Raw genomic sequence first — 26,676 nt, 5'->3', positions numbered from 1 at the left:
CTCCTGGATGTACTTTACCGTCTGCTTTTTAAACTCGTCATTGTAGCTATTTCGCGTTCCACTCATGTGGACACCTCCTTGTTAATTTTATTATTCATGCTCTCTTAACGGGTGTCCACTTTTAAGACTAACAGCATTTTTCCCTCTATTTCCGCCAGTTCGCCCAGAGATGCATCCTGCTCTGTTCCGCCCCGGGCCAGGAGCATCAGGCTTCCTTCACATAATCAGCCATCGAGCGGACTTCAAGGCCTGTCGGCGCAGCAGGGACAAAGTCCTGGTCTCCGCTGCCGCGCAGCGAGAACTGCACCGTCTTCGGCTCGCCCGGAAGCAGATCGAAGAAGTTGTCAGAGAAGATGCCTTCCTCTTCCGCCGTCAAATACACCCCTCTGGCCAGCACATCGCTGCTGACCGTGAAGCTTAAGCCGCCGCTGCCCGGAACCTCGGCCACTGTGAGTGCAGGCTGACTCAGCTTGATCTCTTTAGCCGCAGCGAAGTAATGCTCTTTCTGCTCCAGCAGGGAGCCCTCTGCCAGCAGAGAAGCTACCAGCACCACCTGCTTAGGATCATTGCCTTCCAGCAGTTCCGCAGCCGGCACGGTGAATACCACCGCCGCCGAATCGGCAGCCAGCTGCACGGGCTGATTCCACTCCTTCAGAACCGAACCGCTGAAATCATGCAGCCGGAGCACCAGCTCACTGGCCAGCGTTTCCCGCTGGTCGGATACCGCATGCACCTGCAGGTTTACCCCGTCCATTTCCTCAATGGAGAGCAGGATATCCTTGAAGCTTTTGCGCGCGGTATATTGCAGTGCCTTCCAGCGGCCGTAGTAATCCATCCCTGCCCAGGAGGCTACGGGCCAGCAGTCGTTCATCTGCCAGTATAGGGTACCCATGCAGTACGGCTTGTTTCTCCGGTGGCTTTCAATCGCGACCCTCATGGCCTCCGCCTGAAGAAGCTGGCTCATATACAGGAATGACCTGAAATCCTTGGGCTCCGGCAGATAGATATCCATATATTCTTTAATCAGCAGATTGCCGCGTCCGTTCTTCTGGTGCGCCAGCATCACTTCCGATTCCAGCTCCATATCCGCTTCCTCCGCATAGCTCAGCACAGATTTCAGCTCAGGGAAGGACTGGAAGCCGTATTCGCTCATGAAGCGGCCCACTTTGACGTTATAGTTCTCAAAAGGCTCAATCCCATGCCATACACCCCAATAATGAATATCCCCTTCGCCTGTAACCCGCGTCGAATGCTGGTCTATATTATTCGTACGTTCACGGAGCGGGGAGGACGGCCAGTAATCAACACCCGGATGACAGGCTGCTACCGCCTCCGGCAGAATCCGGTGGAAAATCTCCTCGTAAGCTGCCCATAGCGTGTCGCGGATCTCAGAACTGAGCTTTTCCTTCCAGCCCCAGCCCATATTCTCCTCGAAGTGGGCCCAGGCAGAGTCGATCTCATTGTTACCGCACCACAGTGCGATGCACGGATGATTGCGCAGCCGCTTCACATTATATTCCGCTTCCTTACGCACACTCTCCAGGAATGCTTCATCCCCCGGATACATGCTGCAGGCAAACATGAAGTCCTGCCAGACCAGCAGGCCGTATTCATCGCATAAACGGTAGAATTCCTTCTCCTCATAGAAGCCGCCGCCCCATACACGCAGCATGTTCATATTCGACTCTACGGCTGAGGCAATCTCATGCCGGTAGCGGTCACCGGTAACCTCAGTGATGAAGCTGTCGTTTGGTATATGATTCGCACCCTTTGCGAACACCGGCACACCATTCAGCTCGAACTGGAACGAAGCCCCCTTCGCATCAGGTTTGCGGATCAGCTTGATTTCCCGGAGGCCGGTAGTCACTCCGGCAGTATCTTGTACCGTCCCTTTCTGCAGCAGCTTTACCTGGAATGAGGTCAATTCCGGCACTCCCAGCCCGTTACACCACCATAGACGCGGATGATTAATTACCAGCTCCAATTCCACAGTTTGCTTCCCAGCCGCTAGCGCAACTTCCTGTGTCCACTCCTGGCCGTCCGCGGTAATCCGCAGCGTTCCTTCCCCTACCTCAGGCGCATCCACTTCCACGATTGCCGTTAAACGTGCCTCTTCCTTCTTGATAACATCCTGACGGATATACACATCCGCAATCGCGGCAGCATTTCTTCCCGTAAGCACCGCTTCACGCCAGATGCCGCTGGTCAGAAATCTCGGGCCCCAGTCCCAGCCGTAATGATAAGGCGCCTTGCGGGCAAACACGCTGATCCGCTTTTCCTCAAGACCGCCCAGCTCCGACTGGTCATTCGGTGCGGGCAGGTCATACCCGAGCTGTTCCAGCTTCGGCAGATCCTCACTCACCACGGAGCGGAATTTCACCAGGATCTCATTGTCTCCGGTCCGCAGCAGATTCTTGATATTCACCGTCCAAGCCACAAACATATTATCCGCTGAGAGCGCATGCACATTGTTCACAAATACATCGGCATACGTATCCAGCCCGGCAAAGGTTAGCTCCGTAACATTCAAATTCTGCCAACCCTCGTCCAGCTTCAGAACCGTTCTGTACTCCCAGTCCTTCTTATCGATCCATTGCAGCTCGTGCTCATTCTTTCCATAAAAGGGCTGTGGAATCAGCCCGCTTCGGAGCAGGTCGGTATGTACCGTTCCCGGCACGACTGCCGGCAGCCACGCTTCATCCCCGCTAGCCCTAAATTCCCAATTCGTCAAATCAAGCCGTTGTTGAGTCATGAGTCCTCCTAAAAGTTTTGTGAGCTTATGCATCCTTGAGTCACTTCGTAACAAAACTCGCTTCGGAAGCATATGCTAAAAGTTTTGTTAGCTTATACTCCCTTGATCCGCTTCGTACAAAACTCGCTTCGAAAGCATACGCTTAAGTTTTGTGAGCCTGTGCTTGCAAAGATACGCCTGCGTTTTGCCCGGCCTCTCCCGAAAACCTACACCCTAATTCACCGGTTTGCGCCGCATCCTCAAAATAGCATGTGTACGCTTACTTTTCATTACATTCATTTTGGATTCATTGTATTTTGTTATAATATTGTTATTAATACATCAATTATAATCCTAGAAAGAAAACAAATAAAGACAATAAATAATAATTGAATACATTTATCCGTCCGAAAAATCGCGCTATAATGTTCATGTAAACGCTAACATTAACATGAAAAGGGGACAATACAATGAGAAACAAGTTATTTTCGTTATGTTTTGTTATCATTTTGGTTTTCTCTCTATCCCTGACAGGCTGTGGTTCGAACAACAATAATAATAATGCAGCCACAGCAACTGATGAGCCTGCAGCAACAACAGCGCCAGAGAGCACTGACGCAGCAGCAACCACTGAACCGTCAGCAGCCAGCGGCTCCGACATCAGCGGCAAAATTATTTTCCTGACCAACAGAACCGACATGATCGGCAAAGAGTATGAAGAATATGTAAAGCGCTTTAATGAGAAATATCCGAACATCAAGGTTGAATTCGAAGCTTCCCAAACCGACTACAACCAGCAGGCTAAGGTCAGAATGGCCAGCGGCGAGCTTCCTGATGTCATGTTCGTTCCTAACATCCCTAACTCCGATCTGCCAAAATATTTCGCTCCACTCGACGATCTCGGCCTCACCGATCAAATTACTTTTAAAGACTTCAAATCCCATGAAGGCCAGCTGTACGGAATAACCACCGGTAACTCCACTACAGGGATTGTCTACAATAAAAAAGCGTTCGCCGATGCCGGCATCACCGAAATCCCTAAGACCTGGGATGAATTCCTCGCTGCCTGCGAGAAACTGAAAGCAAAGGGCGTAGTGCCGCTCGCTTCCAACTTCAAAGACAAGTGGCCGATTAACGACTGGGTGTACTCTCTTCCCCGGGTTATTGCCGGCAACCCTGATTTCCCGAACGAAAAGCTGAATTCCGACACACCTTTCACAATGGACAACGGTTACGGCAAATCGCTCAGCCTGCTTAGAGAGCTGAATGAAAAGGGTTATCTGGAAAAAGACATCAACTCCACCAACTGGGAACAATCGAAGAAGGACATTGCCTCCGGCAAATTCGCTATGTACTACCTGGGCAACTGGGTGATCAACCAGGTTATCGGCGCTGGCACCACTTCGGACAATGTAGGCTTCTTCCCGCTTCCTTATGACAACTCAGGCACACTTACAGCACCGCTGAGCCCTGACTTCTTCTATGCGGTTGCTAAGAGCAGCAAAAATGTAGACGCTGCCAAAGCCTTCGTAAAATGGATGATCGAAGATTCCGGGTATGAGGATTTTGCCGGATTCATCTCTCCGCTCAAAGGCAAAGAATCCAACCTGACACAGCTTAAGGAATTCCAGGCTACTGGTGTAGTTCTGCAAGAAGGTACAGTGGATGACGCTAAAGTAACTGAAATCACCAACAAAGCACAGCTCGACCTTCCGGCTATGGCTCAGGAATTCGTCCTGGCTAAGGATCCGCAAACCGTCTTCGACAAATGGAACAAAGCATGGGCGAAAGCTAAAAAAGACCTCGGCTATTGATTCTATAAACACGCTGCAGAGTAACTCCGCATAAACTTCGGCGCAAAATGGATTATGCCTTCTCTGGATAATCCATTTTGTCGTCAACCTAAAGAGAGCTTTTACGGAAGGAAGGCTGAGAAATGTTCGGAACCTTATCTTATAACAAACAGAAGACTATTATTATCGTATCCTTTCTGCTGATTCCGCTGCTGCTTCTGGCAACGTTCACCTATTATCCGGCGATTAAGCTTGTTTACTACAGCTTCACCAACTGGGACGGCTACAGCCCCGAGAAGCCATGGGTCGGCCTGGACAATTACCGCGAGGTATTCAGCAATCCGGATATATTCAAAGTATTCACCCATAACTTTGCCTACTTTGTGATGGGGATCGTTCAGAATATCGTCGCCATTTACTTCGCCGTCGTGCTGAGCAGCAAGCTGCGGGGCAAAAACGCCTTCCGGATTATGCTGTTCCTGCCTTACATTATGAACGGCGTCGCTGTGGCCTTTATGTTCGGCTATGTTTTTGACACCACTAACGGATCACTGAATCTGTTTTTAGACAATATCGGACTTCACTACCTGGCCCAGACCAGCTGGCTCGGTACCGAAGGGCTGGTAAACTACTCGCTTGCCTCCACCGGCTTCTGGCGGTTTATGGGCTATAACATGGTTATTTACATCGCCTCTTTACAGGCTATTCCGAAAGATATTTACGAAGCGGCCAAAATCGACGGCGCAGGCTCCTTCCAGACTCTATGGAGAATTACGCTGCCGAATATGAAGCCTGTGATCCAATTGAACCTGTTCCTGACGGTAACTGGCGCGCTTGAAGTCTTCGATCTGCCGTTCGTGCTGACGAAAGGCGGTCCTGCCGGTGCCAGCGAGACTTACGTGCAAAAAGTAGTAGATACGGCATTTGCTTTTAACAATTACGGGCTGGCCTCGGCAATGAGCATCATCCTGCTCTTCTTTGTCGTCATTGTGCTGCTGGTGCAGCAGCTGGTACTTAACCGGGGAGGAGACAAATAAACATGGCACATACCAAATTTCGTTTTGTAGATTTCTTCAAATACTTCACGCTGCTGATCGGGGTATTTGTCGTCCTTTTCCCTCCATACGTGGTCATCGTCAATGCCTTCAAATCTACGGATGAGTTCAACTCCAGCAGCTCGATGGCACTGCCTAAAAGCTTCTTGAACTTCGACAACTTTATCGCCGTCTTCCAGCGCGGAGGTCTCCTTAGCGGCTTCGGCAATGTCCTGGTCATCATTATAATTACATTGACCCTGAACATTCTGTTTGGGACAATGGTGGCATATGTGCTTGGCCGCTTCTCTTTTAAGCTGAAGCCGGTTGTATTCGGAGCTTATCTGGTAGCCACCATTATTCCGAGCATTACCACCCAGGTAGCCACCTTCGGCATCATCAAAAACCTGGGCCTCTACAACACACTCGGCGCCCCTATCGTGCTCTACATCGGCGCAGACGTTATCCAGATCATTCTGTACCTGCAGTTTATCCGCAACATTCCCTTTGATCTCGATGAGAATGCCATGGTGGAAGGAGCTTCCCTGTTTAAAATCTACCGTTCGATCATCTTCCCGCTTTTAACTCCGGCAACAGCTACGCTGGTGATTCTGAAGACGATCAGCATCTACAATGACATGTACATCCCTTACCTTTATATGCCCAAACAAAGCCTTGGCGTGGTCACCACCATCCTCATGCGCTTCCAGGGAGTCAATTCGGGCGAATGGAACCTGATCTGTGCCGCAATTCTGCTGATTCTGCTGCCGACGGTCATCCTATACTTCTTCCTGCAGCGTTATATCTTTGAGGGGGTAACCAGCGGGGCTGTGAAATAGGGGGATGTACGGAAAGGAATACTACAGTGGTATCATACATCCTGAGAATCCCGCGCAGACTATGGCTGTTTCTGGCCAACCTGCCGATGGAGCGCAAGCTGATTGTCGTATTCGTCTTTCTTCTTTCTCTGCCGATTACTTATGTCAGCTACCTTTCCTCCCGCTCCACCTATAATTCAGTGCTGCAGAGCAGAACGAAGAGTGCCGGGCAGATGGCGGGCAGCGCTTCGGATACCATAGACAGGTATGTCGCTGATTTAAAAAGAAATACAGCGCTGCCGCTGTATAATACGGATGTTCAATTTTATCTGGAGCAGCAGTATGCCGACTGGGATAAGAACACCAGCATGTCGATGTTCCTAAGCTATTTGAACCATACGAAAGACGAGATCATTGCCGTATACTTAGTGGACAAATACGGTTCTGTCTTCTACGACAGAGCTCCCGGCATTAATGAACTGTTCCCCGCAGAACGGATGAACGAGTGGCAGACCGTTACCAAGGGGGCCGGGGTAGCGCCTGTTGTCCAGGGAAGGCATAGGATCCGGGTGAACGCCGGCGGTCACCGCGAAGTCTTCAGTGTCCTGCGGACGATCACCTCGGTCAGCACGCTGAAGCCGATCGGTATGCTGGTCTTCGATATCGACATCAGCCTGTTCAAAGGCATCGCCGACCCGGTCAATACCGTCACCCAGGGCAATACCCTGATTGTGGACGATCAAGGACAGCTTATGTATGGCAGTTTAAATACAGATGCGCAGAGCCGTGTTCTGCAGCAGCATGATATCCCCCTGCTGCTGCAGAATACGGATCAGCCGGAGGGCCATTTCCAGATTCACCTGGAGGGCAGGGACTATCTGGCAGTGTATACCGTGTCACCGAAAACCGGGTGGACGACCATGGTTACAATCCCGCTCGAACGGATTCTTACCCCGGTACAGAAGACCCGAAATACGCTGATATTGACTACTTTGGCAATTGTAGCTTTTGCTTTGGTTGTGGCGACGTTCATATCCTATGCGCTGACTAAACCGTTGAAATCGATGGTCCGCCTGATGAAGCAGGTGCAGCATGGCAATCTGGATGTCTGGATTTCGCCCAAATATAACGATGAAATCGGGATGCTCGGCAGCCACTTCAACCGCATGATCATCCGGGTCAAGGATCTGCTCCAGGAAGTATCGCTCACGGAGAAACGCAAGCAAAAGGCCGATATGCGAGCTCTACAGAATCAGATCAACCCGCATTTTATTTACAACACGCTGGAATCCATCCGCATGCTGGCCGAGAGCAGTGACGATCCGCGTGTGGCCAGGCTGACTTATCTGCTCGGTCTGCAAATGCGTTACGGGATTGTCCGCAGCGATGAAATGGTAACGATCCGGCATGAGCTGGATCATGTGCGCAATTATCTGCATCTGCTGCAAATCCGCTTCCCGGACAAATTCAGCCTGAATATTGAAGTCCCGGAAGAGTTCCTTCCGCTTCCGGTGATTAAGCTGGTCTTCCAGCCGATTGTCGAGAATGCCGTGTTTCATGGCCTGGAAGCTAAAGAGGGTCCGGGTACAATAAGTATTACTGCGTGGACTGAGGATGGCAAAATCGTATTTTGCGTGGGGATGATGGTGTCGGCATGGACGAGGGCACCCTGCGGCTGCTGAACAACAACCTGATGAACGGGGCCGACGGCGAAATGTTCGGCATTGGCCTGCGCAATGTGAATGAGCGGATCCGCATGCATTACGGCAGCGCTTTCGGGCTGCGTGTATACAGCGAGCTTGGCCGGGGCACCCGCGTTATTCTAAGAATTGACGACCTCTCAACTGCCCGCGTTGAGGAATAATACTATATGAGCTGTACTATATAGTCAGGAAAGGGGGATATCCGGATTGCTGCGTATTGTGATTGTAGATGATGAGGTTCTGATTCGCGAAGGCCTGGCCCGGATGATCAGCAAAGAGAGCAGCACCTTTTGTGTCGTCGGCACTTATCCGGACGGCAAGCATCTGCTGGATGAGCTGCCTACCCTTCAGCTGGACGTTGTCATTACCGATATCCGTATGCCGCAGATTGACGGTTTGGAGCTAATCAAGCGCCTGAAAGCCAGCCACCCGCAGATCCGCTCGCTGCTGATGAGCGGATTCGTTGAATTCAATTATGCCCGGGAAGCCATCCGCAGCTCAGCCGTGGATTACCTGCTCAAACCGATCAACAAAGAACAGCTCTTCGAAGTGCTGTACAGACTGGAGCAGGAACGCAAGCTGCAACAGGACAAGGAAGAATGCCAGCGCTCCGGGCTGCTGCTCTCCCTGCTGCAAATCGAGCAGCCTTCTGCTATTCTTTTAGACGGTCTGGGTTTGCCTCAGCCGTATTTCACGGTCTATGTCCTGAAAGGCGGCACCCGGGAAACGGCCCTAGCTTATGCTGAGCGTCTGCGGCAAGATAAGGGAGTCCTGTTTGACCTTCTGGAGATGCATAAAGGCATCCAGGTATGGGTCCGTTATTCTCCACAGCCGCTCCCCCCTGAGGAGCAGCGCGATATCATGGAGTATGCCTGTCCGGCTGACAGGGATCAGCGTCTGCATATCGGGGTAAGCCGTTCCTATTCGGATCCGGCCAGATTGAGAACCGCTTATCTTGAAGCCAAGCAGGCCTGTGATGCGGGAATTTATAATCCGCAGCCGCTGCATTATGCTACTATAGAGGAACTTAATGTTGCGGAAAAGTCTGCAGCTGATCCTTTTGCTCCATTCCGGGAGCCGCTGATCCATGATCTGCAGATCCTAAGTACTGCGGGGGCGCAAGAGTGGATCCGTAAGATGTTCCGTGTGCTGGAAGCGGGGCAGGCTAATCCGGATCTGATTCTCCGCTCCCTCCAGCAGGTTGAGGAAACCGCCCGCTCAGAATTGCAGGAATTCGAAGCCGTCTACCGGATAGAGAACCGCCCAAGGCTGGAGGAGCAGATCAAAGCCTGCATGAGCCTTGGCGAAATGGAAGAGCTGTTCACCACTCTTTTCTCCGCTGCACTGAATGAAATCCGCACCCACCGGCTGGAGATGTCCGGTACGGCAGTGGAAACGGTGAAGCGCTGGGTATCGGCCCATTATAATCAGCATGCTGACCTGAATACGCTAGCGGGTATGGTATTCCTAACGCCAAGCTATCTCAGCAAATTGTTCAAGCAGGAGACCGGGCTCACCCTGACCGACTATATTATTGAAATCCGCATCCGCAAAGCGAAACAGCTGCTTAAGAGTGCCCACGACCTGAAGGTGCATGAAATCGGCACCGAAGTCGGCTATCCCGATCCCGCTTATTTCAACAAGCTGTTCAAAAGGATCGTCGGTGTCACACCGAATGAATACAAACGAATTTCCCTCGTATAAGGAGACCGATATTGTGCAGCCACAGTTCCCGGCATCACGGAATAATGATGAGATCCAGGTGTATGAAACAACAGAGCTATATGGTGAAAAAGGTCGCTTCCGCGTTCTCCAGTTTTCCGGAGATGCCATTCAGGGTGTGCTTGATCTGGAGCATCCGCGGCGCGTGGTCTTTGAATATCCGCGGGCAATGATTCATTTAATGGAGTGTAATGAGCCCTATTTCCAGGATGTATTCCTGATCGGACACGGAACCGGAACGATTGCCGGTTATTTTACGGAGAAAAGCTTCAAGGTAGCTGAGGTGAACGCTGAGGTCGTGAACTATAGCCGAACCCACTTCGGTTATCATCAGGACAACGTTATGATTGGCGATGGCCGGAGCCTCCTGGAGCGTGAGCAGAACGGATGTTATGACTACATCCTGCTGGATGCCTTCACCGCCGCAGGAACCCCGCCGCATTTAACCTCCAGCGGGTTTTTCCGTCTCACCCGTTCCAAGCTCCATCCGCGCGGTGCGATCCTGATGAATCTGATGGGCAGAATTGAAAATGACCGGCTGATGAACGCCATCCATACTACGCTTAGTGAAGAATACCCCTATATCAAAGCCTTCGCGCTTCCTGCGGAAGGCGCTGCGGATATCCGCAACATTGTTATTATGGGCAGCGGCAAGCCGATCCGCTATCAAGCCCGGCAGATGGCCGGGTTCATAGAAGTCACCCTTGGTCAGGGCCATGTGATCAGAGACTGAACAGCGGAGCAGATCAGCCGCTATGTATGGCCTAGACTTCCGGCAGGCGTCCCTTGATGAAAGAACATTTGCCAGCGCCCGTCTTGCAGCTTCCAAATCGAGCTGCGCAGCGTCGCTCCCCCCGTTTCTTCGTTCAGAATCCGGTAAGTAGTAAGAGCGGCCGTCTCAGACAGCAGATGAAGTTCGAACCCGCTTAAGAGCATCCTGACCTCACCTGCCCCGTCCTCCCCCATTAAATCCTGCTTATACCACACCCTTCCCGAGCTTCCGAATTCAAAAAAATCATCCGCGAGCAGCCTGGACAGCTCCTCCGGGCAGGTCCGTACCTCCGCGCTCAGCAGTTTTTCTTCCAGTTCGCAGATATACCTCTTGAGCAAGTCTTCGTTTGTATTTTCCATCATTTCGGTCTCCCTTCACCATAGACTTCCTGCCGGCATGGTGAGCCGGATGAAAACCAGTTCATCTCCCTCACCTATCTCCAAAGGCTCCTGCAGCCGGGTGCATGCTTTCTCACGGAGAAATACTTTAAACAGCCCTTCCTCAAACGCCAGGAGCACAGCTTCCACTGTTTTGTCCAGCTCAGGCAGCTTGTTGTTATAGACCGTCCCGAAGCCGATTTTACCGCTGATTCCGCGCTCTCTGAGTTCGCCTCTTGTCAGATACGGAATAAGCTCACCCCTGCCCTGCTTATCAGCAAGCTCCTGCACCTGCAAGGATACAATTCTGGTAATAAGTTCCTGCAGATTACCCGGAGTTTCATGAAGGACAAGTTCCCGGCGTTCCAGTACCGGCTTACGCTTTCCTAGTTTTTTGACAGTCACATACAGCAGCACAAGCATTCCTCCTCCGATTGTTTATACCATGCTGCTCCTCAGACAATTTCCATTTCTACTTCTTCTCCTCTGCCGTCTGCTACTCCTGCTTCCCAGCCACTCTCAGGACTATCACCTTAGAAATAGCGCCCATGCTTGGGCGCACACAAAAGAGAGCCGCCTATAACAGGGCGGCTCTGCGGCTCTCTTTTTAAGCTGCGATCCTTTTTCGGACCGCCATGAAGGTATCGTCAGCTCCTGCAGCTGCGTCACTGTATCTCCATGCAGATCAGACAAATATCGTCCTGTTCCATCTGCTTATCCCCTTTACCCGAAGCGAGCAGAGTATCCATAACTATGGAAATTGGTTCTTCTCTTGTCCCTCTCATGACTTCCAACACCTGATTCATCTGGTTTTTCAATAATCGTCCCGGGCTTTCGATTAAGCCGTCAGTATATAACAGGAGTCTGACCGGACCTTTGTAATGAATCGTTTGTTTCTCTGCCTTCAGCTCCGGAATCAGACCGATCGGAAGACAGGAGGATTTCAGCTCCGACACTTCACCGTCTTCATCCATCAATAAGCCGCTGGGATGTCCCGCATTTATATATTCGATCGTTCTTTTCTTTGGATCCACTATTAAATAAATGGCTGTGAAATAAAAATTCGCAGCTGTAGCTGCCTCTGTAAAGAGCCTATTCATGTGATTATTCAGTTCAGTGATCACTTCTTCAGGACTAAGATTGGCCTGAATAATCCCTCTCAGGAGGGAGCGGGTAGACATGCAAATGAGTGCCGAGGACACTCCGTGTCCCATTACATCCATGATAAGAATACCATACCGGTGTTCATCCATACGGTACCAGGCATACATATCTCCCCCAAGATTCTTGGAGGGGATATACCGGGCATCAATAGCAAACTCCGGGGTAAAGATGGGGCGGCTGAGAACACTCTTCTGCACTTCTCTTGCCAAGTCTAAATCGATCTGGTTATTTTTTTCAAGAAGCTTTTTATGGGTAATGTCCAGCACCACGCCATTTACTGTTATCATCCCGTTCCCCTCATCAAAAGATGAAAACAACCGGCTCTCTACCCAGCGCATTTCTCCGCTTGCGTGGACAATTCTGTATTCCAGAGTGGTATCCACCGGATTGTTCTGCGAGGCGGCATTCATTCTGCTGATCACAAAAGCTTTATCTTCATCAATAATTTGTGCAGACCACAAAGCAGGATATTGATAATATTCCTCGGGTGAATAGCCGAATACCTTCTCGCAGGCTGGTGAAATCGTTAAAAATTTACTCTCATTCACATCATAGGACCACAAAATAATATCAATGCTTCCAAAAATATTATTCAGCTGGGTTTGGACTTCAGCCAATTTCCCCTGCATTCTTTCAAATTCGGTAATATCCTTGGCAAAACCGATAACCCCCTTTATTTCTCCGTTAGCCTTTAGGGGTACACTGGATAAATCAAAGGTAAGGTATCCACCGTCTTTATGCCGCATCTGTAATTTCCTTGAGGTGGAGAGCAGGCTTCCTTTCGTGATATCCCCAAAAGTCTGCTGGACTAACGGCACATCATCAGGACGGAAGAGGCTTGTAAACAATGTATTTTGAATCTCCGCTTCTGTATATCCTAGAAGATCCAGAAGATTCGGACTCGCAGTATTTAGGGAACCATCAAGATTAACTACATAGATGCCTGCATTGTTATAAAGGAATAAGGATTTATACCGCTGTTCACTCTCCTGAAGCTTCCTGGCATTATCAATCTGCTGTCTGTGCATGATATACAGCGGTAATAATATAACCCCTTGAGTAAAGATATCAACAACAAACTCATAGGCAAATCTTTTATCAACAAACACCAGATTATACAAGTCCAGTATCAAGAGGATCAGGAGGATAAGCGGAAATCTGTATTTCGGAAGCCATTTCCCCCAGGTGTTAAGGGAGGTATCGTTCATTTCACTCTCCTTCTTCTTCGCATGGAGAGGGTTACATTGGCTCCGGAAGGAATCAGTCTTACTTCATCCATGATTCCTTGAATAAGGACCAGCCCCCTTCCACGGGAGCCCACTTTAACGGGAGAGGCCGGATCGTTGTGCAGTTCAAAGGCCTCTCCATTTTGACAAACAGTTATCTCCATAATATCCGATTCGACCACCCAGGTTATTTTGAACATACAATTTCCTGCAGGGCAGCCATGCTCAAATGCATTCATGCAGGCTTCTTCAGTGACCAGCTGCAGCAAAATCGAATCGTGCTCGGAAAAGCCTGATTGGGCGGCAATGGTCCGGGTGGTTTCCATAGCAAGTGCAATGTCATCGGGTTTATAAATAACCAGAATCTGCCTGTATGTCCCCTCAGAGAGTCCATTCATCATTCTTCACCTTCAAAATATGCATACGCCTCACTGATATCCGGAAAAATCTTCATCAGAGTGCGGAAATGAACAATCTCAAATATCTCTCCTACCGTGGCTTGCACTCCGCCAATAAGGAGCTCCTTATCGGCTCTTCCTGCACGGAGCACAGCGTCTGCTATTACTCCTAGCGCAGCGCTGTTTAAATAGGATACTTCCGTGAGCTCCAAGACCAGTTTGGATTTCTCGGAATCGGTCAGTTTCAGAAGAGCTCTGCGGAACTCCTCCACATTCTTTAGCGTTACATCCGCCTTCCAGTTCAGCTGCTCCACCTTATCCTTCAAGGAATTATCCATGACTTATCCCACCTCTTTCCGTTTAGGTTCTAGATTCAGTGTTTTCTCTAAATTCAATAGATGGATAAACTGCTGGTTGTCCTTATAAATGGCTTCAAGCATTTCTGAATTCTGCAGCAATTGCTCAGGGGCCTGTTCCAAATGGGCCCGGGAGAGAAGACATACCTTTGAAACTCTATCTACCAGCACTCCAATCTCATGTCCCGACACTTCACAGATCAAAATCCGGGAGCTGGAAGAGTGCTCATGGTCACCCATCCCTAATCTGGACTGCAGATCATATACCGGAAATAATAATCCCCTTAAATTAATCATACCGAGGACATGGTACGAAGCTGAGGCCAGCAAATGAATCTCCGGGACGGGAACAATTTCTTAATTTTCCTGATCGGAACGGCAAAATCCATGCCTGACAAGCTAAAGGTTATATACTTTTCGCTTTGTGAATCTGCGATTTCGCCTTCACTTGCGGCAGGCAGCTGGGCTTCATAATGCGAGCCAGCTTCACGGATGATGTAGCGCACATCCAATATATGTGCAACGTGGCCATCACCGAGAATCGTTGCTCCGGCAAGATAAGGGACATTGCCGATATAGCTCCCTAATGATTTAATTACAATTTCCTGATTGCCGATCGTTTGGTCAACGACCAGACAGACCCGTTTATCCGCCAAACCAATGATGACTACATACAATGGACCCTTGTCTGGATCTCCCTCTGTCTGCACCTGCAGCTTGCGGTGCAGACGGACCAGCGGAAGCACCTGATTGCGGAACTTGCATACTTCTCTCCCTTGTACCGTAAGAATATCTTCATTTCTCAGCCTGAATATCTCAATTACATTCACTAAGGGAACTGCAAAGGTGCTTGTTCCCAGTTTAACGAGCAAGGAGCGGATGATTGCCAGAGTCAAGGGTACCTTGATTGTAAAGACGGTTCCTTCATTAGGCGTCGTTTCGATATCGATAATACCATTTAATTTTTCAATATGTGATTTTACGATATCCATCCCCACGCCGCGCCCGGACAAATCCGTAACCTTCTGTGCCGTGGATATGCCCGAACGGAAAATAAGCAGCACCAATTCCTTTTCAGTCATTTGGGCAAGCTCATCAGCGGTCACATACCCCTTGCGGAGAGCCATTTCCTTAACCTTCTCCACATCGATTCCCCGTCCGTCATCAGCAATCGTAATGACAATCATATTTCCCTGATGGCTGGCCCGGAGCACAATGGTTCCTTTGCGCGGCTTGCCCATAGCAGCACGTTCCTCGGGCAGCTCTAACCCGTGATCGGCAGAATTACGGAGAATATGTATCAGCGGATCACTGATTTCCTCAATTAAGGTGCGGTCGAGCTCAGTTTCTTTGCCCTCAATCCGGAGCTCAATTTCTTTATTTGATTTTTGCGCCAAGTCACGCATCATTCGCGGAAAGCGGCCAAATAAATGCTCAATCGGCAGCATCCGGGTTTTCATCATACCTTCCTGAAGATCCGATACAACAGTATTCAAATGGCCCGCGATATCATTCAGATCATTAATATCGCTATGATTTTTGAACTGCTCGCTTAATCTGGCACGGATGCTGTGGAGTCTTGTATTATCAATAATCAGTTCTCCGACCAGATTCAGCAATTCCTCCAGCCGCTCCACATCAACGCGGACCGTCTGGGGCACCTGCACCTTACTCTCCGGCAATACCGTTATTTCTTTTGCTTTAGCTGTTTCTCTAATACTGCCTATGGTTTTTTCGATCCCGGGAACCTCTTTCCCTTCTATAAAGGTATCCAGATTCAAATTTGTAATATATTCAATGTGAATAGCCTCAAGCTGGGAGATCTGTTTCAGACTCTGAATAATGTCCTGCTGTCCTTGTCTGGTTATCAGAATATAGACAACACTACCCGAAAATAAATCATCCTGTTCTATGAGTTCCAGTTCCGGGTAGCAGGCAGCAATCTCTCCATGCTCTGTCAGATTAATTTCAACAAGCTTGGCACGGACATATTTCATCGACTCTTCTTCAGCCATGTGGATATGAATGGCAATGACTTCATATCCGTCAGCCAAGGCCGCTTCTATCTTTTCCTTCTGAATATTGTTGAAGAGGATATGCAGAGCTGGTGCCTGTGGTTTAACCTCCTGTTCAACCAGGGAGGAAACAGCCGAATTCTTGATTGCTTCCAGCCGGCTCATCAGAGCAGAAATATCCTCCTCCTCCATCACTCCGGCCAAGATAGAGCACCGGAGCTGCTTAATGAAATCAACACATTCAAACAGAATGTTCAATAATTCGTTAGCCACTGCCAGCTGCCCGCCCCGGATCAGTTCAAATACGCTTTCCATTTGATGCGTTAGCCTATTAAGCTGCTTAAAGCCCATTACGGCCGAAGATCCCTTTAAGGTATGTGCCGCCCGGAATATTTTTTGTATGGTGTCCAGGTGACAACCCGCATTTTCCAGTATCAGCAGGGATTCGTCCAAGCACTGCAGCTGTTCATCCATTTCATCCAGAAAAACACCCAGATATTCGGAATTATAAAAGTCATTCATCCTTTATCGACTCCCTCATAACTTTCCCCTTCACCGAACAGCCGCTGAATATTCAGAATACTGATCATTCCGTCAGCAACTTGTCCGATCCCCTCTATATATTTGCCTCCTATGGTGTCGTGATCATCAAGTGGAGGCTCAATCTCCTCAAAAGAAGTTACCTTCTCCACTGCATCTACGATAATGCCCATAGCTTCCTGCCGGTATCGCACCACTACGATGCGTGATTGGGCATCTATCGGCGTTTCTGAAATGCCGAATCTCCTGCACATGCTGATCACGGGCACAATTCTGCCGCGCAAATTAATGACGCCCCGGATAAACGGCTTACTGTTTGGCACTGCCGTAATATGCTGTATTTTAATAATTTCTTCGATATCCCGGATGTTTATGGCATGCCGTTCACTCCCCAAGCGGGACACGATATATTGTTCAGAGCCTCCTGCGGGCATATGACTCCCTCCTATAACTTAAAAGCTGATACAGAGATGTTCAACTCATCGGCCAGCTTGGCCAGCATTTGTGAGGAAGCCGCCGTTTCCTGGGCTGCAGCTGCGGATTCCTCGCTTCCTGCGGCTACGGCTTCAATAGAGGAGAGCACCTCATTCGTTTGAGCCGCCTGTTCCTCACAGGCTGCAGCGATACTGGTGATTTGCTGGGTGGTCTCATTTACGCGGGAGACGATTCCATTAATCAGTCCTTCCGTCCGGTCTGACAGTGCGCTTACCTCACCAACAGCTTGTACACTCAGTACTGTATTCTTCTGCATCCCCCGGATAATATGGGCAATTTGCTTCGTGGCTTCGCTGCTGCGTTCTGCCAGCTTGCGTACCTCATCAGCAACAACGGCAAAGCCTCTGCCCTGCTCTCCTGCACGCGCCGCTTCAATTGCCGCATTTAAGGCAAGCAGATTCGTTTGCTCCGCAATTTCATTAATGACCTCAATAATTTCTCCGATTTTTTGAGAATCCTGTTCAAGCAGCTCCATTTTTTGGGATAAGTCATTCATACCCAGACTGGATTCCCTTACGGCGTTGCTGCCTTCTTCAGCACCCTGGCGTGTTTGAATGGACAGCTCCGAGACCACCTCGGCATTTTTAGCAACCTCATCATTTCCTCTGACCAGATCCTGGATAAGCTGATTCATATGTTGTGCCGCCTGGGCTTGGGACTGGCTTCCGTCAGCAATCTGTTCCGTAGTCGCCGAGATTTCCTCGGACGAAGCGGCAACATTCTGTGCGGATTCGGCAGCCGAACCAATTAATTTCCTTAAACTCTCTGTCATATCATTTACAGCCGTGGCCAAGCTGCCGAATTCATCCCGGTTTTTGATGGATACCTGCTCTCTCAGATCACCGCCGGCCATCTTAGTCATTAAGGAGAGAATCTTGGATACAGGACCGACAATTCCCTGGGAGATAATGAAGGCCAGTCCAATCGCAATTACTGTAGCAATGAACGCAAAGATGAGGATCGTAATTCTGCCGGACAGATAGCTGTCTACAGTCATATCGATATTCGTATTTGCATCTTTAACCAGGCCTTCAACCGCAAGATCAGCAGTGTCTAAAGCCTTCTGCAAGCTGGGAATCGAATCCAATAACATTTGATAACCTTTGATATTATCATTGGCCATTCCGGCTACAATTACATCCGGTACAACAGCGTTATAGCTCTCTATGCTTTGCCTAATCGTCTCCAGTGATGATCTTTGCTCGGCATTCAGCTCAAGTTTGTTGTATGCGTTGATATTCGCAGTGAGTTGGTCCTGGTCTTGTTTGATAGCAGACTGAATTTTACTGAATTCTGAAGTGCGTGTTTCCAGAATAATCTTCATTAAGTCGCCCCGCAGCTTATAGAGATCAGTGCGGATATTCTCCATATTGATTAAGCCCGGGAGATTGTAATCACGCATTTCTACAGAATCACTGTTCATCTGCCCCATTTTCATAATTGATAATCCACTAATAAAGAGAAGCAACGCGACAACAACCAGAAAACTGCCCAATAATTTAAAACGGATATTTAATTTCATACAATACACTCCCCTAAAGTTCTGTCTTTTTCCCTTTGATTGCGTTTTCAAATAATAACCTCAAACAGAGATACTCTTCTGATGCGGGTAGAACAGCTTCATTATGGAGTTCTCTTTTATTGCCGCTGTTTGAAGTAAGAGTTTGTGAAATATTTCTCTTAAATTATCGTATTTTTAGGCCCTTGTGCCTATCCCCGCTGATTCCCGTTTATTACCAAGGAATTCCTATAGCGAATATAGGAACTGATTCCTATATTCAGACAAAAAGCGATAATCCTGCAGGAGCAGGATTATCGCTTTTTGTTTGGTTCTGGTAATGGGCTTTGGTACATTTGAGAGATGGCTTGAACGCGGCCGCTGACTCCCAGCTTCTCATAGATTTTTGTGATATGGTTTTTGACCGTATGCACACTGATAAACAGCTTTTCGGCAATATCTTTATTGTTTAATCCCTGCATAATATGCGTCAAAATCTCTTCTTCCCTGGCCGTTAGGCGCCCCTTGGCTTCCGGCTGGGGCACCATTGTTACCATTGACAGCGAGTAGAGAAAATGTTCAGCGGGCAGCAATAAAGACTCTTGCAGGGAAACCGGGAGAGTTGCTTTCCACTCCCTTTCCCCTTTCTCCAAATACCAGCTCATGATAAGCAAGACCTTCCCCAAAAACGCATAAGGCTCTAGTCCCGGTGTGCCCTCTTCGCTCCGCCCTGCCTTGCAGGCCTGAAATTGACGTAATACAAGCACAAGGGGGCTGTCACCGAAATATTTGGATAATAGCTCCGGATTATATTCCGTGAGCAGACTTGCTTTGCCTATAAGTTCGATTTCATCATTTGGGCGATTCAGTTCCTGTAGGAATCCAACGGTTAGTTCCCTGGCTCTAACCCCTTTATGGTGGGCTTCAGGATTCCAGATTAGCAGGTTGTCATGAAGCAGGCTGATAATATCTGTTTTACTGAAGGAGACGTTTGTTGTCTCCAATTGCAGTTTAGTTACCACCAGGACATTAATTGCGTTTAGAAATGGTGTACACTCCTCCTGCTGCTGACCATTATTAAAATGTACAGCCATCACACCCAAAAGTCTCTGCTCGTAAGTTAAAGGGAATTCAACGAGGCCCCCTCCCTCCCACTGCCGCTGTATGGGCCTGCGGAACATGATCACTCCGGGCTTATCTTCTCTGAAATAAGCGGCTTCCACATCGGCGGCGTATGCTGAATAGTTCTCTCTATGATCATTAAAAGGCGTATATATTTTCATGCCTCTTTCATCTTGCGGATCGAGCAGCAGGCACAGAAAAGCACTGTCAATGTGCTGCTGTATGGACTTGATCAGCATTTGCAGAAAGATCTCTTTTTCCTTAATGACCACAGCAGCCTGAGCCAGCTCATGAAAAGTCTGAATCCGTATCCGCCGCCGTTCATTTGAGGATTCCTTATTCAGGGCGTACAGCGCCGAGGAGATTTGAGTAGCCACAAGCATTCCCATATCCGCAAGTTCTTCCGAGATCTCCGGTATGGAAGAACTCACACCAAACATTACTCCGAAAAATTGATTCTGATGCTTGATAGGGTAGCAGATGACCACTTTGGGTTGTATCCCTCTGCCCGTGAAGAAGGAGGCTCTGGGATCCCGCTCTGCCTTCTCCCAATACCCCATTTGCTTGGAAAGCCCCACCTGACCCAAGTAGCCTTCCCCCGGATAAAAAGAGGCTCCCAGTATGGCATGGTCTGCGTTCAAACCTGCCGTTTCCGTCACACGAAAGGGTTCCCCGTCCAGATCATTAGCGGCATAGCCCGTAAATTCCAGCCCCATCACACGGTTAAAAATAGCTAAAACACCCTGAAGCCAAGTTGGACTGCCGGCATCCATGAGATGAATCAGATTCATTAATTGCAGTTTATACGCATAATTATTCTCTTCCTTTTCCTGCCCCAAAAGAATCCCCATAATCTCTGCCAGTTCCTCCAGCTGAGTAAGGATGAGTCTTATTCGTTCATTAGTATAAACACGCGCACTATGAAGAGAGCGCTTCCATGCATCGTGTTCCTCTAGCGGCTTGGATTGATAAACCATCCCCTCCACCAGTTCTTTAGTGTTTTCCTCTACCAAGACACCCGCAAGAATAAAATACGGCAAATATTGCTTGGTTATTATAGGAGCAATCAAGAGTTTGAAGCCTGAAGAGGTCTCATAAACAATCGGCTTTTGTATATCCTTAACTTTTGTTAAAATATTGGGAATCGCCTTCTCTAAGCTTTTGCCTTGAAACTTTAACAAAAGACCAAGTTCTTCAGACAACCCTGAAGGCTCCGTTAAGCGTTCATCCTCTTGATTCGTTACCACCATAGTCAATCCACATAAAGAAGAGTATGCATTCTGTAAAGACTGCAAATGTACAGCCGCTTTTTTCTTCATTCCCTCAACCTCTCTCCCAAGCTTATAAATTCGCCATAATAAGACAAAATCCCTCCTTTTATGCGATGTTTTATGACAAATATAGATTAAAATCCATTAATTTCTAATGCGTATACATAATCATGCAATAACCAGATCTGTCCACAGAGAACCAACTGATCCCTAATTCTGATGCCCTTACGCCTGGCCCATCGGCAATTCCAGGCCCGTTTCCCTTTTGTCCGCTTTTTTTGCTAAAATAGAAGAGTCGGCGCAGGCTTCGGCTTGAAAGCGCCAGTCACTGAAACGGAGGCATTACCTGTGGATTATATTATTCTGGACATCGAATTCAACGGCCGCAAATTTGCCAGCGAGCATCCTATGGAGGTCATTGAGATTGGAGCCGTCCGGTTAGACGCTTCATTGCAAGTTAAGGATGAGTTCTCCGCCTTAATCAAACCTATATATTTCTCTACCCTGAATTCGTTTATTAAGAAAAAAACCGGCATCCCCCAAGAGGATATCGACGTTGCTGACCGGTTCCCCAAAGTCATAACCGCGTTCCGGGCCTGGCTCGATCAAAGCCCTGACGGCGTGCTGCTCCTGACCTGGGGCGGTGAAGACATGAAGCGGATCATCCAGGACATCCGGATGCACAAAATGGACGACGCCTACTGGATGGCGGCAACCTATTTTGATCTCCTCAAAGGGGTGCTGCGCGCACGTGGACTCAGCAATGACATCAGCGTTGAAGGTGCGATGGCGCTGTTTGGGCTTGAGCCCTCCGGCTCCGCCCACCGGGCGCTAGACGATGCCAAGATGACTGCGGAGATTTTCCGTGCAGTCTTCCCGGAGCTGGACTTCGAGCGGTCCCAGCACTATGTGGACACCTTCTCCAATGCCAGGGAGCGCAAAACGGTCAAAATTGCGATCAAAGCCATGACTTCGCAAAAAATCGTTCCCACCTGGGAGCTGGTAGCCGAGCACTACTTCCCGGGCGAAGACGCTTTGGCCGATCCCCGCAAAGCGGCGGAGCTGCAAGCCTATTTTGCAGCACAGCTGGGCAAGAAGTAATCTGCAGCTTTGGACGTTATGAATAGCGGCAGTTTCCAGTTGGGGTATCCCCGCGGAGACTGCCGCTTTTTTGTGTCTTTTGCCTATCTGATAATAAAGATGGTTACAATAAAAATAGCGTTTGACATTGCCGTTACGTGAAGGTGTAGAGTGGTTTTGTAAGCAGCAGCTTACCGGCGGGATACGCAGTCATGCAGAGGAATCCAACGCTGAGAATCTGTTACAGGAGGCAGTCATTATGGAATATACCGTGCAGAAGCTGGGGGCGCTTGCGGGGATCAGCACACGGACGCTGCGTTATTACGATGAGTTCGGACTTCTGAGACCTGCAAGAATTAACTCCTCGGGATACCGTATTTATGGCCAGGCTGAAGTAGATCTGCTGCAGCAGATTCTGTTTTACCGTGAGCTCGGCCTAACCCTGGAGGCAATTAAGGAAATCGTAACCTCACCGTCCTTTGACGGTGCACAGGCTCTGCGGGAACACCATGAAAGGCTGCTTCAGCGGAGGAATCAGCTGGATGTGCTGATTGCAAACGTCGAGCAGACACTGGCACAATCAGAAGGGAGAATGACCATGAGTAATGAAGAGAAATTCGCAGGCTTTAAGCAGAAGCTAATCGACGATAACGAGCAGAAATACGGACAAGAGATCCGGGAGAAATACGGCGAGGAAGCCGTAGAGAAGTCGAACCGCAAGCTGAGCAATATGACGGAAGAGCAGTACACTGCCCTTCAGCAGCTCGAAGCAGACATGTTCGCGTCACTGGAGCAGGCGATGGAGGAAGGCGATTCTGCCAGCGAGCTGGCGCAAAAAGCCGCTGACCTGCACCGCCAGTGGCTTAGCTTCTACTGGGACACTTACACGAAAGAAGCCCATGCCGGAGTAGCGCAGATGTACGTGGATGATGAGCGGTTTACCGCTTACTACGACAAGGTCCGTCCCGGCATGGCCAAGTTTCTGAGGGATGCCGTTCATATGTACACCGGGACCGGGCAAGAGTAAACCAGATTTCAGTTTCAGGGTTCACCTGCCCTTATAGGGCGTACTTTTGCCTAGAAGCGACAGCGGCAGCGGATATTCCGCTGCCGCTCTTTTGTATCTAAGCCTCTACCTCTTCCTCCATTTCTTTGTAGTATTGAATCTTGCCCTCAATCTTCCCGAGATTATCGCCAAGCTTCTGCATCTGCTGCTGGACCCTGCTCTGGTGGGCTTCCAGCATCAATCGTCTCTCATGGACAGTGGAAGGGCCCTGGCTGCGCAGATCGGAATAACGCTTCATTTCCCGGATGGGGATATCCAGCTCCCTCAGAATGACCAGAAACTGTACCCAAGACACATCGGCCTCGGAATAGGCACGGTAGCCCTGTTCATTCCTGGACACGCCCTCCAGCATGCCTACCTTTTCGTAATACCGCAGCGTATGCGCTGATAGTCCCGTCAGGCGGGACATTTCCTGAATCGTAAGTAAGTTGTTCATGCTGGAATCATACCACAGCAAATGAACAGTTGCATTAGAGCGCGCTCTAAGCTGTACTCTGTGTGTAGAGCATAAAAATTCTATATAAACGGAGGTTTACTTATGACTACAGAACGTTATAATCGCGGTTGGGAAAAGCTGATGGAGGTGGACGGTACCGGAGGAGCCAAAGTGATTGAGTCGCTGAAAGACATCTCTCCCGATTTAGGACAATTTGTAATCGAGTTTGCTTTTGGCGATATTTATACCCGTGATGGGCTGGATTTGCGGCAGCGCCAACTGATCACCATCTCCTCACTCACCACTCTGGGCGGCTGTGAACCACAGCTTAACGTTCACATCAATGCTGCGCTTAATGTAGGACTCTCTCCTAAACAAATAGTGGAAGCGATTCTGCACTGCGCGCCTTACGCCGGATTTCCTCGTGTGCTGAATGCAACCTTTGTCGCTAAGGACGTATTTAAGTCACGGGGAATTACGGTGCAGGATCAGCAAAAAGACAGCTCCGACTGATGGAGCTGTCTGTATTCTCCCGGTCTATTCAAGACTCAAGGCTCATAGGCTGCGGTGCAGCAGCTCCAGCACTCTGCGCAGCTCGGTTACCGCCACCTGGCCTGGAGCCGAGGGCTTGTGTGCTGCACCAAAGGTCAGCGCCGAGCCGAAGATTTCTCCGGCCAGACGGCTTATTACCCCTTCTCCGGCCATGGACATCGTAATGATCGGACGGTCCGCATATTGCTCCTGCATCTTATTCGTTGCTGCCAGCAGCGTCAGCACATCCCCCGGACTGCCCGGCATAACGGCAATCTTCGGCAGATCACCTCCAAGCTCCTGTGCCCTGCATAGCCGGGAGACAATCTCCTCTTCGGACGGTGTTCCTTCAAAATCATGATTGGACAGGATTACGAATACCCCACAGGCATGGGCAGCCGCAATTAAATCACGTACGACATTCTCCTCGTTGAACAGTTCCACATCGATAATATCAACCCAGCCGCTCTCTGCGGCCGCCTTATTAAGCTGAATATAATATTCGGTGGAGATCTCCTTCTCCCCGCCTTCCCTGGCGCTGCGGAACGTGAAGATCAGCGGAATGTCCGGCAGAATGGACTGAATCCGCTCCAGTGCTTCCATAACTGCTGCGATATCCTCCACTCCGTTCCAAAAATCGCTCCGCCACTCCACTACATCCGGTTCGAGAGCTTTCAGTGCCTCAGCCTCTTTTTCCAGTTCAGCCAATGTCCCACTAACCAGCGGTACACAAATTTTAGGCATTCCTTCACCCAGCGTTACATTTTTAACCGTTATAGTGCCGCTCATTATGTCAGCTCCTTATGTATCTTAATATGCTTATAATATAACTTAAGCTCCGGCCGATTCCTTTAGGAACTGTTCAACCTCCGCCAGCTGTGGCAATGATGGAATCGCCCCGTGCTTGCCTACCGCCAGCGCACCGACAGCATTAGCGAAACGGACGGTTTCCGCAAGCGTTTTTCCGGAGGTCAGCTGATAGGCCAGCGCACCGTTAAAAGAATCTCCGGCAGCAACCGTATCCACAGCTTGTACCGGAAATCCCGGGATGTGCAGGCTGCCGGCATCATTCACAATCAGCGCCCCTTTGGCACCGAGCGTAACGATAACATTCTCTACGCCTTTTTGCAGCAGAATCCGCGCGGCCTGCCCGGCATCCGCAATGCTGTGCACGGCCATTCCCGAGAGTATGCCCGCCTCCGTTTCATTGGGAGTCAGATAGGCCACATGCTGTAACAATTCATCGTTAAGGGCGCGGGCAGGGGCCGGGTTGAGAATCACCGGGATCCCATAACTATGCGCCATAGACGCAGCCTGTTCACACATCGGAAGATCCGTTTCCAGCTGCATGACCACCATTTCCGCCTGGCTGATAACCGGTGCCAGTACTGCGATATCCTCACGTCCCATTTCAAGATTCGCCCCTGGCACAACGATAATCCGGTTCTCCCCTTCTTCATCCACCACGATGGAAGCTACCCCTGTAGCCCGGGTTTCACTCTGCCCGATATACTCCGTATGGACCCCCTCCTGCCGCATGACCTCAAGCAGCTCACGGCCAAAACCATCCTTGCCCACTTTGCCGATCATCGTCACCTCCGCGCCAAGACGGGCTGCGGCTGCAGCCTGATTCGCCCCTTTTCCGCCTGGAGATAAGGCAAAGTCCTGTCCAAACAGGGTCTCTCCGGCCTCAGGAGCCCGGCTTGTGCGCACGACCATATCCATATTCAGGCTGCCGATTATCACGATTCCCAATCTTTTCACCATCCTAAACTTGTTACTCTCTATCTTACTCGGATTTCCCCGGATTAATCAAACGATGACGTGATCTATTTCTATCCTTATACGCTAAAAGACACGACAGTATCTGCCGTGCCTTAGTGAATATTGAAATATACTACTCTTCGTAGATAACTACAGATTGGGATACCGGTTCCCATTTGACAGTAGCCTTCAAGGCTTCACTGACAAAGCGGACAGGCACCACAGTATTGCCCTTAACGATGGCCGGCGTCACCTGGAGAATGATTTCCTGACCGTTGACATATGCAGTCTTTTTATCGATAAACAGCTTCACGGTAGTCCCTTCCCGGGTCATGGTAACAGAGCGGTCCTTAGCGTTCCAGACCACCTCGGCCTGCAGGGCCTCCGCAATAGCTTTGAAAGGTACCAATGTAGTTCCGGATTTAAGAATTGGAGCAACTGCTGAGGTGGACTCTTCGCCGTTAACATACAGCCTTATCCCGTTTTGACCGGTTTGTGCATACAGCTCGCCAAGCTTTTTGTATGAATTCAGATTCTTGACATTGGCCAGAATAGCTTCCTTCTGCACATACACAGCATCAGTTACACTTCCCCGCTCCTTCAGCATATCCGCAAGTGCCGACAGCGCAGCATCCTTATCTTGAATGGCCTCCAGCTCAGCTTTCATTTCCGGTGTCAGTTCAGTATTATATTTGGTCAACAACAGCCCCGCAATAACTGCTCCTGCCGGCTTGTCCTTCACATTTTCGATCGCATTCAGAAGA

At 49.5% G+C, this 26,676-nt stretch carries 25 protein-coding genes; 10 read left to right on the top strand and 15 right to left on the bottom strand.

The window, feature by feature from the left end; all coding sequences use genetic code 11:
* Positions 1-205: 205 nt before the first annotated feature.
* Complete coding sequence (locus AQR02_RS00150) at positions 206-2,752, bottom strand: beta-mannosidase (RefSeq protein ID WP_054938864.1); 2,547 nt, start codon at positions 2,750-2,752, stop codon at positions 206-208.
* Between the two features lie 449 nt (positions 2,753-3,201).
* On the opposite strand from AQR02_RS00150, the gene AQR02_RS00145 reads away from it, so the two are divergent.
* From AQR02_RS00145 to AQR02_RS00120, 7 genes are all read left to right on the top strand, one after another.
* Positions 3,202-4,545, top strand: coding sequence for an ABC transporter substrate-binding protein (locus AQR02_RS00145; RefSeq protein WP_054938863.1), 1,344 nt, complete (start codon positions 3,202-3,204; stop codon positions 4,543-4,545).
* A gap of 122 nt (positions 4,546-4,667) precedes the next feature.
* The gene (locus AQR02_RS00140; RefSeq protein WP_054938862.1) at positions 4,668-5,561 is read left to right on the top strand and encodes a carbohydrate ABC transporter permease; all 894 of its coding nucleotides are present in this window, start codon (positions 4,668-4,670) and stop codon (positions 5,559-5,561) included.
* A gap of 2 nt (positions 5,562-5,563) precedes the next feature.
* Positions 5,564-6,397: a carbohydrate ABC transporter permease gene (locus AQR02_RS00135; RefSeq protein WP_054938861.1), complete on the top strand. Its 834-nt coding sequence runs from the start codon at positions 5,564-5,566 to the stop codon at positions 6,395-6,397.
* Between the two features lie 26 nt (positions 6,398-6,423).
* Positions 6,424-8,058, top strand: a complete 1,635-nt coding sequence (locus tag AQR02_RS00130) for a cache domain-containing sensor histidine kinase (RefSeq protein ID WP_245236992.1) — start codon at positions 6,424-6,426, stop codon at positions 8,056-8,058.
* Entirely contained in the window at positions 8,031-8,240 is a 210-nt protein-coding gene (locus AQR02_RS33230; protein WP_245236991.1) for a sensor histidine kinase, read from the top strand. Before AQR02_RS00130 ends, AQR02_RS33230 begins: the two co-directional genes overlap by 28 nt.
* Positions 8,241-8,286: 46 nt before the next feature.
* Positions 8,287-9,783: a response regulator gene (locus AQR02_RS00125; protein ID WP_054938860.1), complete on the top strand. Its 1,497-nt coding sequence runs from the start codon at positions 8,287-8,289 to the stop codon at positions 9,781-9,783.
* A complete protein-coding gene (locus AQR02_RS00120; protein ID WP_108721950.1) occupies positions 9,755-10,534 on the top strand; it encodes a spermidine synthase in 780 nt (259 codons plus the stop codon). The genes AQR02_RS00125 and AQR02_RS00120 overlap by 29 nt, the downstream gene beginning before the upstream one ends.
* 20 nt (positions 10,535-10,554) lie before the next feature.
* Here AQR02_RS00120 and AQR02_RS00115 read toward each other — a convergent pair whose 3' ends face one another.
* The 10 genes from AQR02_RS00115 to AQR02_RS00075 all read right to left on the bottom strand — a co-directional run bounded on the left by AQR02_RS00115 (position 10,555) and on the right by AQR02_RS00075 (position 21,083).
* Positions 10,555-10,932 (bottom strand): nuclear transport factor 2 family protein, encoded by a 378-nt coding sequence (locus tag AQR02_RS00115; RefSeq protein WP_054938858.1) that lies wholly within the window; start codon positions 10,930-10,932, stop codon positions 10,555-10,557.
* Between the two features lie 15 nt (positions 10,933-10,947).
* Positions 10,948-11,373: a hypothetical protein gene (locus AQR02_RS00110; RefSeq protein WP_245236990.1), complete on the bottom strand. Its 426-nt coding sequence runs from the start codon at positions 11,371-11,373 to the stop codon at positions 10,948-10,950.
* Between the two features lie 242 nt (positions 11,374-11,615).
* A complete protein-coding gene (locus AQR02_RS00105) occupies positions 11,616-13,322 on the bottom strand; it encodes a SpoIIE family protein phosphatase (protein WP_054938856.1) in 1,707 nt (568 codons plus the stop codon).
* On the bottom strand, positions 13,319-13,738 hold the full coding sequence (locus tag AQR02_RS00100) for an ATP-binding protein (RefSeq protein WP_054938855.1): 420 nt from the start codon (positions 13,736-13,738) through the stop codon (positions 13,319-13,321). The genes AQR02_RS00105 and AQR02_RS00100 overlap by 4 nt, the downstream gene beginning before the upstream one ends.
* Positions 13,738-14,076 carry an STAS domain-containing protein gene (locus AQR02_RS00095; protein WP_054938854.1) on the bottom strand — a complete coding sequence of 113 codons (339 nt, stop codon included), beginning with the start codon at positions 14,074-14,076 and terminating at the stop codon, positions 13,738-13,740. Before AQR02_RS00095 ends, AQR02_RS00100 begins: the two co-directional genes overlap by 1 nt.
* 3 nt (positions 14,077-14,079) lie before the next feature.
* On the bottom strand, positions 14,080-14,391 hold the full coding sequence (locus AQR02_RS30915) for a chemotaxis protein CheW (protein ID WP_245236988.1): 312 nt from the start codon (positions 14,389-14,391) through the stop codon (positions 14,080-14,082).
* Positions 14,388-16,631 (bottom strand): chemotaxis protein CheA, encoded by a 2,244-nt coding sequence (locus tag AQR02_RS00090; protein WP_082451506.1) that lies wholly within the window; start codon positions 16,629-16,631, stop codon positions 14,388-14,390. The genes AQR02_RS30915 and AQR02_RS00090 overlap by 4 nt, the downstream gene beginning before the upstream one ends.
* Positions 16,628-17,083, bottom strand: a complete 456-nt coding sequence (locus AQR02_RS00085; protein ID WP_054938853.1) for a chemotaxis protein CheW — start codon at positions 17,081-17,083, stop codon at positions 16,628-16,630. The genes AQR02_RS00090 and AQR02_RS00085 overlap by 4 nt, the downstream gene beginning before the upstream one ends.
* An 11-nt stretch (positions 17,084-17,094) precedes the next feature.
* Positions 17,095-18,666, bottom strand: a complete 1,572-nt coding sequence (locus tag AQR02_RS00080; RefSeq protein ID WP_054938852.1) for a methyl-accepting chemotaxis protein — start codon at positions 18,664-18,666, stop codon at positions 17,095-17,097.
* A gap of 290 nt (positions 18,667-18,956) precedes the next feature.
* Complete coding sequence (locus tag AQR02_RS00075) at positions 18,957-21,083, bottom strand: LuxR C-terminal-related transcriptional regulator (protein ID WP_054938851.1); 2,127 nt, start codon at positions 21,081-21,083, stop codon at positions 18,957-18,959.
* 300 nt (positions 21,084-21,383) lie between these two features.
* Between AQR02_RS00075 and AQR02_RS00070 the strand changes: the two genes are divergently transcribed.
* Both AQR02_RS00070 and AQR02_RS00065 read left to right on the top strand, forming a co-directional pair.
* A complete protein-coding gene (locus AQR02_RS00070) occupies positions 21,384-22,136 on the top strand; it encodes a 3'-5' exonuclease (RefSeq protein ID WP_054938850.1) in 753 nt (250 codons plus the stop codon).
* Between the two features lie 238 nt (positions 22,137-22,374).
* Entirely contained in the window at positions 22,375-23,142 is a 768-nt protein-coding gene (locus tag AQR02_RS00065; protein WP_054938849.1) for a MerR family transcriptional regulator, read from the top strand.
* 97 nt (positions 23,143-23,239) lie between these two features.
* Here the strand turns inward: AQR02_RS00065 and AQR02_RS00060 are convergent, their stop codons facing one another.
* Complete coding sequence (locus tag AQR02_RS00060) at positions 23,240-23,617, bottom strand: MerR family transcriptional regulator (protein ID WP_054941929.1); 378 nt, start codon at positions 23,615-23,617, stop codon at positions 23,240-23,242.
* A 102-nt stretch (positions 23,618-23,719) separates the two neighbouring features.
* Here AQR02_RS00060 and AQR02_RS00055 point away from each other — a divergent pair, with 102 nt between their 5' ends.
* The gene (locus AQR02_RS00055) at positions 23,720-24,130 is read left to right on the top strand and encodes a carboxymuconolactone decarboxylase family protein (protein ID WP_054938848.1); all 411 of its coding nucleotides are present in this window, start codon (positions 23,720-23,722) and stop codon (positions 24,128-24,130) included.
* Between the two features lie 42 nt (positions 24,131-24,172).
* Here the strand turns inward: AQR02_RS00055 and aroD are convergent, their stop codons facing one another.
* The 3 genes from aroD to AQR02_RS00040 all read right to left on the bottom strand — a co-directional run.
* Entirely contained in the window at positions 24,173-24,937 is a 765-nt protein-coding gene (gene aroD, locus AQR02_RS00050; RefSeq protein ID WP_054938847.1) for a type I 3-dehydroquinate dehydratase, read from the bottom strand.
* A gap of 42 nt (positions 24,938-24,979) precedes the next feature.
* Positions 24,980-25,894 carry a ribokinase gene (gene rbsK / locus AQR02_RS00045; RefSeq protein ID WP_342447470.1) on the bottom strand — a complete coding sequence of 305 codons (915 nt, stop codon included), beginning with the start codon at positions 25,892-25,894 and terminating at the stop codon, positions 24,980-24,982.
* A gap of 151 nt (positions 25,895-26,045) precedes the next feature.
* Positions 26,046-26,676, bottom strand: a 631-nt coding sequence (locus AQR02_RS00040; protein ID WP_082451503.1) for a copper amine oxidase N-terminal domain-containing protein, incomplete at its 5' end; no start/stop codon positions are given.

The organism is Paenibacillus ihuae, assembly GCF_001368795.1.
Taxonomy (GTDB): Bacteria; Bacillota; Bacilli; order Paenibacillales; family Paenibacillaceae; genus Paenibacillus_AQ; species Paenibacillus_AQ ihuae.
This window is presented reverse-complemented; position numbering and strand designations above follow the sequence as displayed.

What these genes read in the sequence shown, in the direction of transcription:
- AQR02_RS00150 (WP_054938864.1), bottom strand. Translation starts at nt 2,752, where the DNA reads ATGACTCAACAACGGCTTGATTTGACGAATTGGGAATTTAGGGCTAGC.
- AQR02_RS00145 (WP_054938863.1), top strand. Translation starts at nt 3,202, where the DNA reads ATGAGAAACAAGTTATTTTCGTTATGTTTTGTTATCATTTTGGTTTTC.
- AQR02_RS00140 (WP_054938862.1), top strand. Translation starts at nt 4,668, where the DNA reads ATGTTCGGAACCTTATCTTATAACAAACAGAAGACTATTATTATCGTA.
- AQR02_RS00135 (WP_054938861.1), top strand. Translation starts at nt 5,564, where the DNA reads ATGGCACATACCAAATTTCGTTTTGTAGATTTCTTCAAATACTTCACG.
- AQR02_RS33230 (WP_245236991.1), top strand. Translation starts at nt 8,031, where the DNA reads ATGGACGAGGGCACCCTGCGGCTGCTGAACAACAACCTGATGAACGGG.
- AQR02_RS00120 (WP_108721950.1), top strand. Translation starts at nt 9,755, where the DNA reads ATGAATACAAACGAATTTCCCTCGTATAAGGAGACCGATATTGTGCAG.
- AQR02_RS00115 (WP_054938858.1), bottom strand. Translation starts at nt 10,932, where the DNA reads ATGGAAAATACAAACGAAGACTTGCTCAAGAGGTATATCTGCGAACTG.
- AQR02_RS00110 (WP_245236990.1), bottom strand. Translation starts at nt 11,373, where the DNA reads ATGCTTGTGCTGCTGTATGTGACTGTCAAAAAACTAGGAAAGCGTAAG.
- AQR02_RS00105 (WP_054938856.1), bottom strand. Translation starts at nt 13,322, where the DNA reads ATGAACGATACCTCCCTTAACACCTGGGGGAAATGGCTTCCGAAATAC.
- AQR02_RS00100 (WP_054938855.1), bottom strand. Translation starts at nt 13,738, where the DNA reads ATGAATGGACTCTCTGAGGGGACATACAGGCAGATTCTGGTTATTTAT.
- AQR02_RS00095 (WP_054938854.1), bottom strand. Translation starts at nt 14,076, where the DNA reads ATGGATAATTCCTTGAAGGATAAGGTGGAGCAGCTGAACTGGAAGGCG.
- AQR02_RS30915 (WP_245236988.1), bottom strand. Translation starts at nt 14,391, where the DNA reads ATGATTAATTTAAGGGGATTATTATTTCCGGTATATGATCTGCAGTCC.
- AQR02_RS00090 (WP_082451506.1), bottom strand. Translation starts at nt 16,631, where the DNA reads ATGAATGACTTTTATAATTCCGAATATCTGGGTGTTTTTCTGGATGAA.
- AQR02_RS00085 (WP_054938853.1), bottom strand. Translation starts at nt 17,083, where the DNA reads ATGCCCGCAGGAGGCTCTGAACAATATATCGTGTCCCGCTTGGGGAGT.
- AQR02_RS00080 (WP_054938852.1), bottom strand. Translation starts at nt 18,666, where the DNA reads ATGAAATTAAATATCCGTTTTAAATTATTGGGCAGTTTTCTGGTTGTT.
- AQR02_RS00075 (WP_054938851.1), bottom strand. Translation starts at nt 21,083, where the DNA reads ATGAAGAAAAAAGCGGCTGTACATTTGCAGTCTTTACAGAATGCATAC.
- AQR02_RS00065 (WP_054938849.1), top strand. Translation starts at nt 22,375, where the DNA reads ATGGAATATACCGTGCAGAAGCTGGGGGCGCTTGCGGGGATCAGCACA.
- AQR02_RS00060 (WP_054941929.1), bottom strand. Translation starts at nt 23,617, where the DNA reads ATGAACAACTTACTTACGATTCAGGAAATGTCCCGCCTGACGGGACTA.
- AQR02_RS00055 (WP_054938848.1), top strand. Translation starts at nt 23,720, where the DNA reads ATGACTACAGAACGTTATAATCGCGGTTGGGAAAAGCTGATGGAGGTG.
- aroD (WP_054938847.1), bottom strand. Translation starts at nt 24,937, where the DNA reads ATGAGCGGCACTATAACGGTTAAAAATGTAACGCTGGGTGAAGGAATG.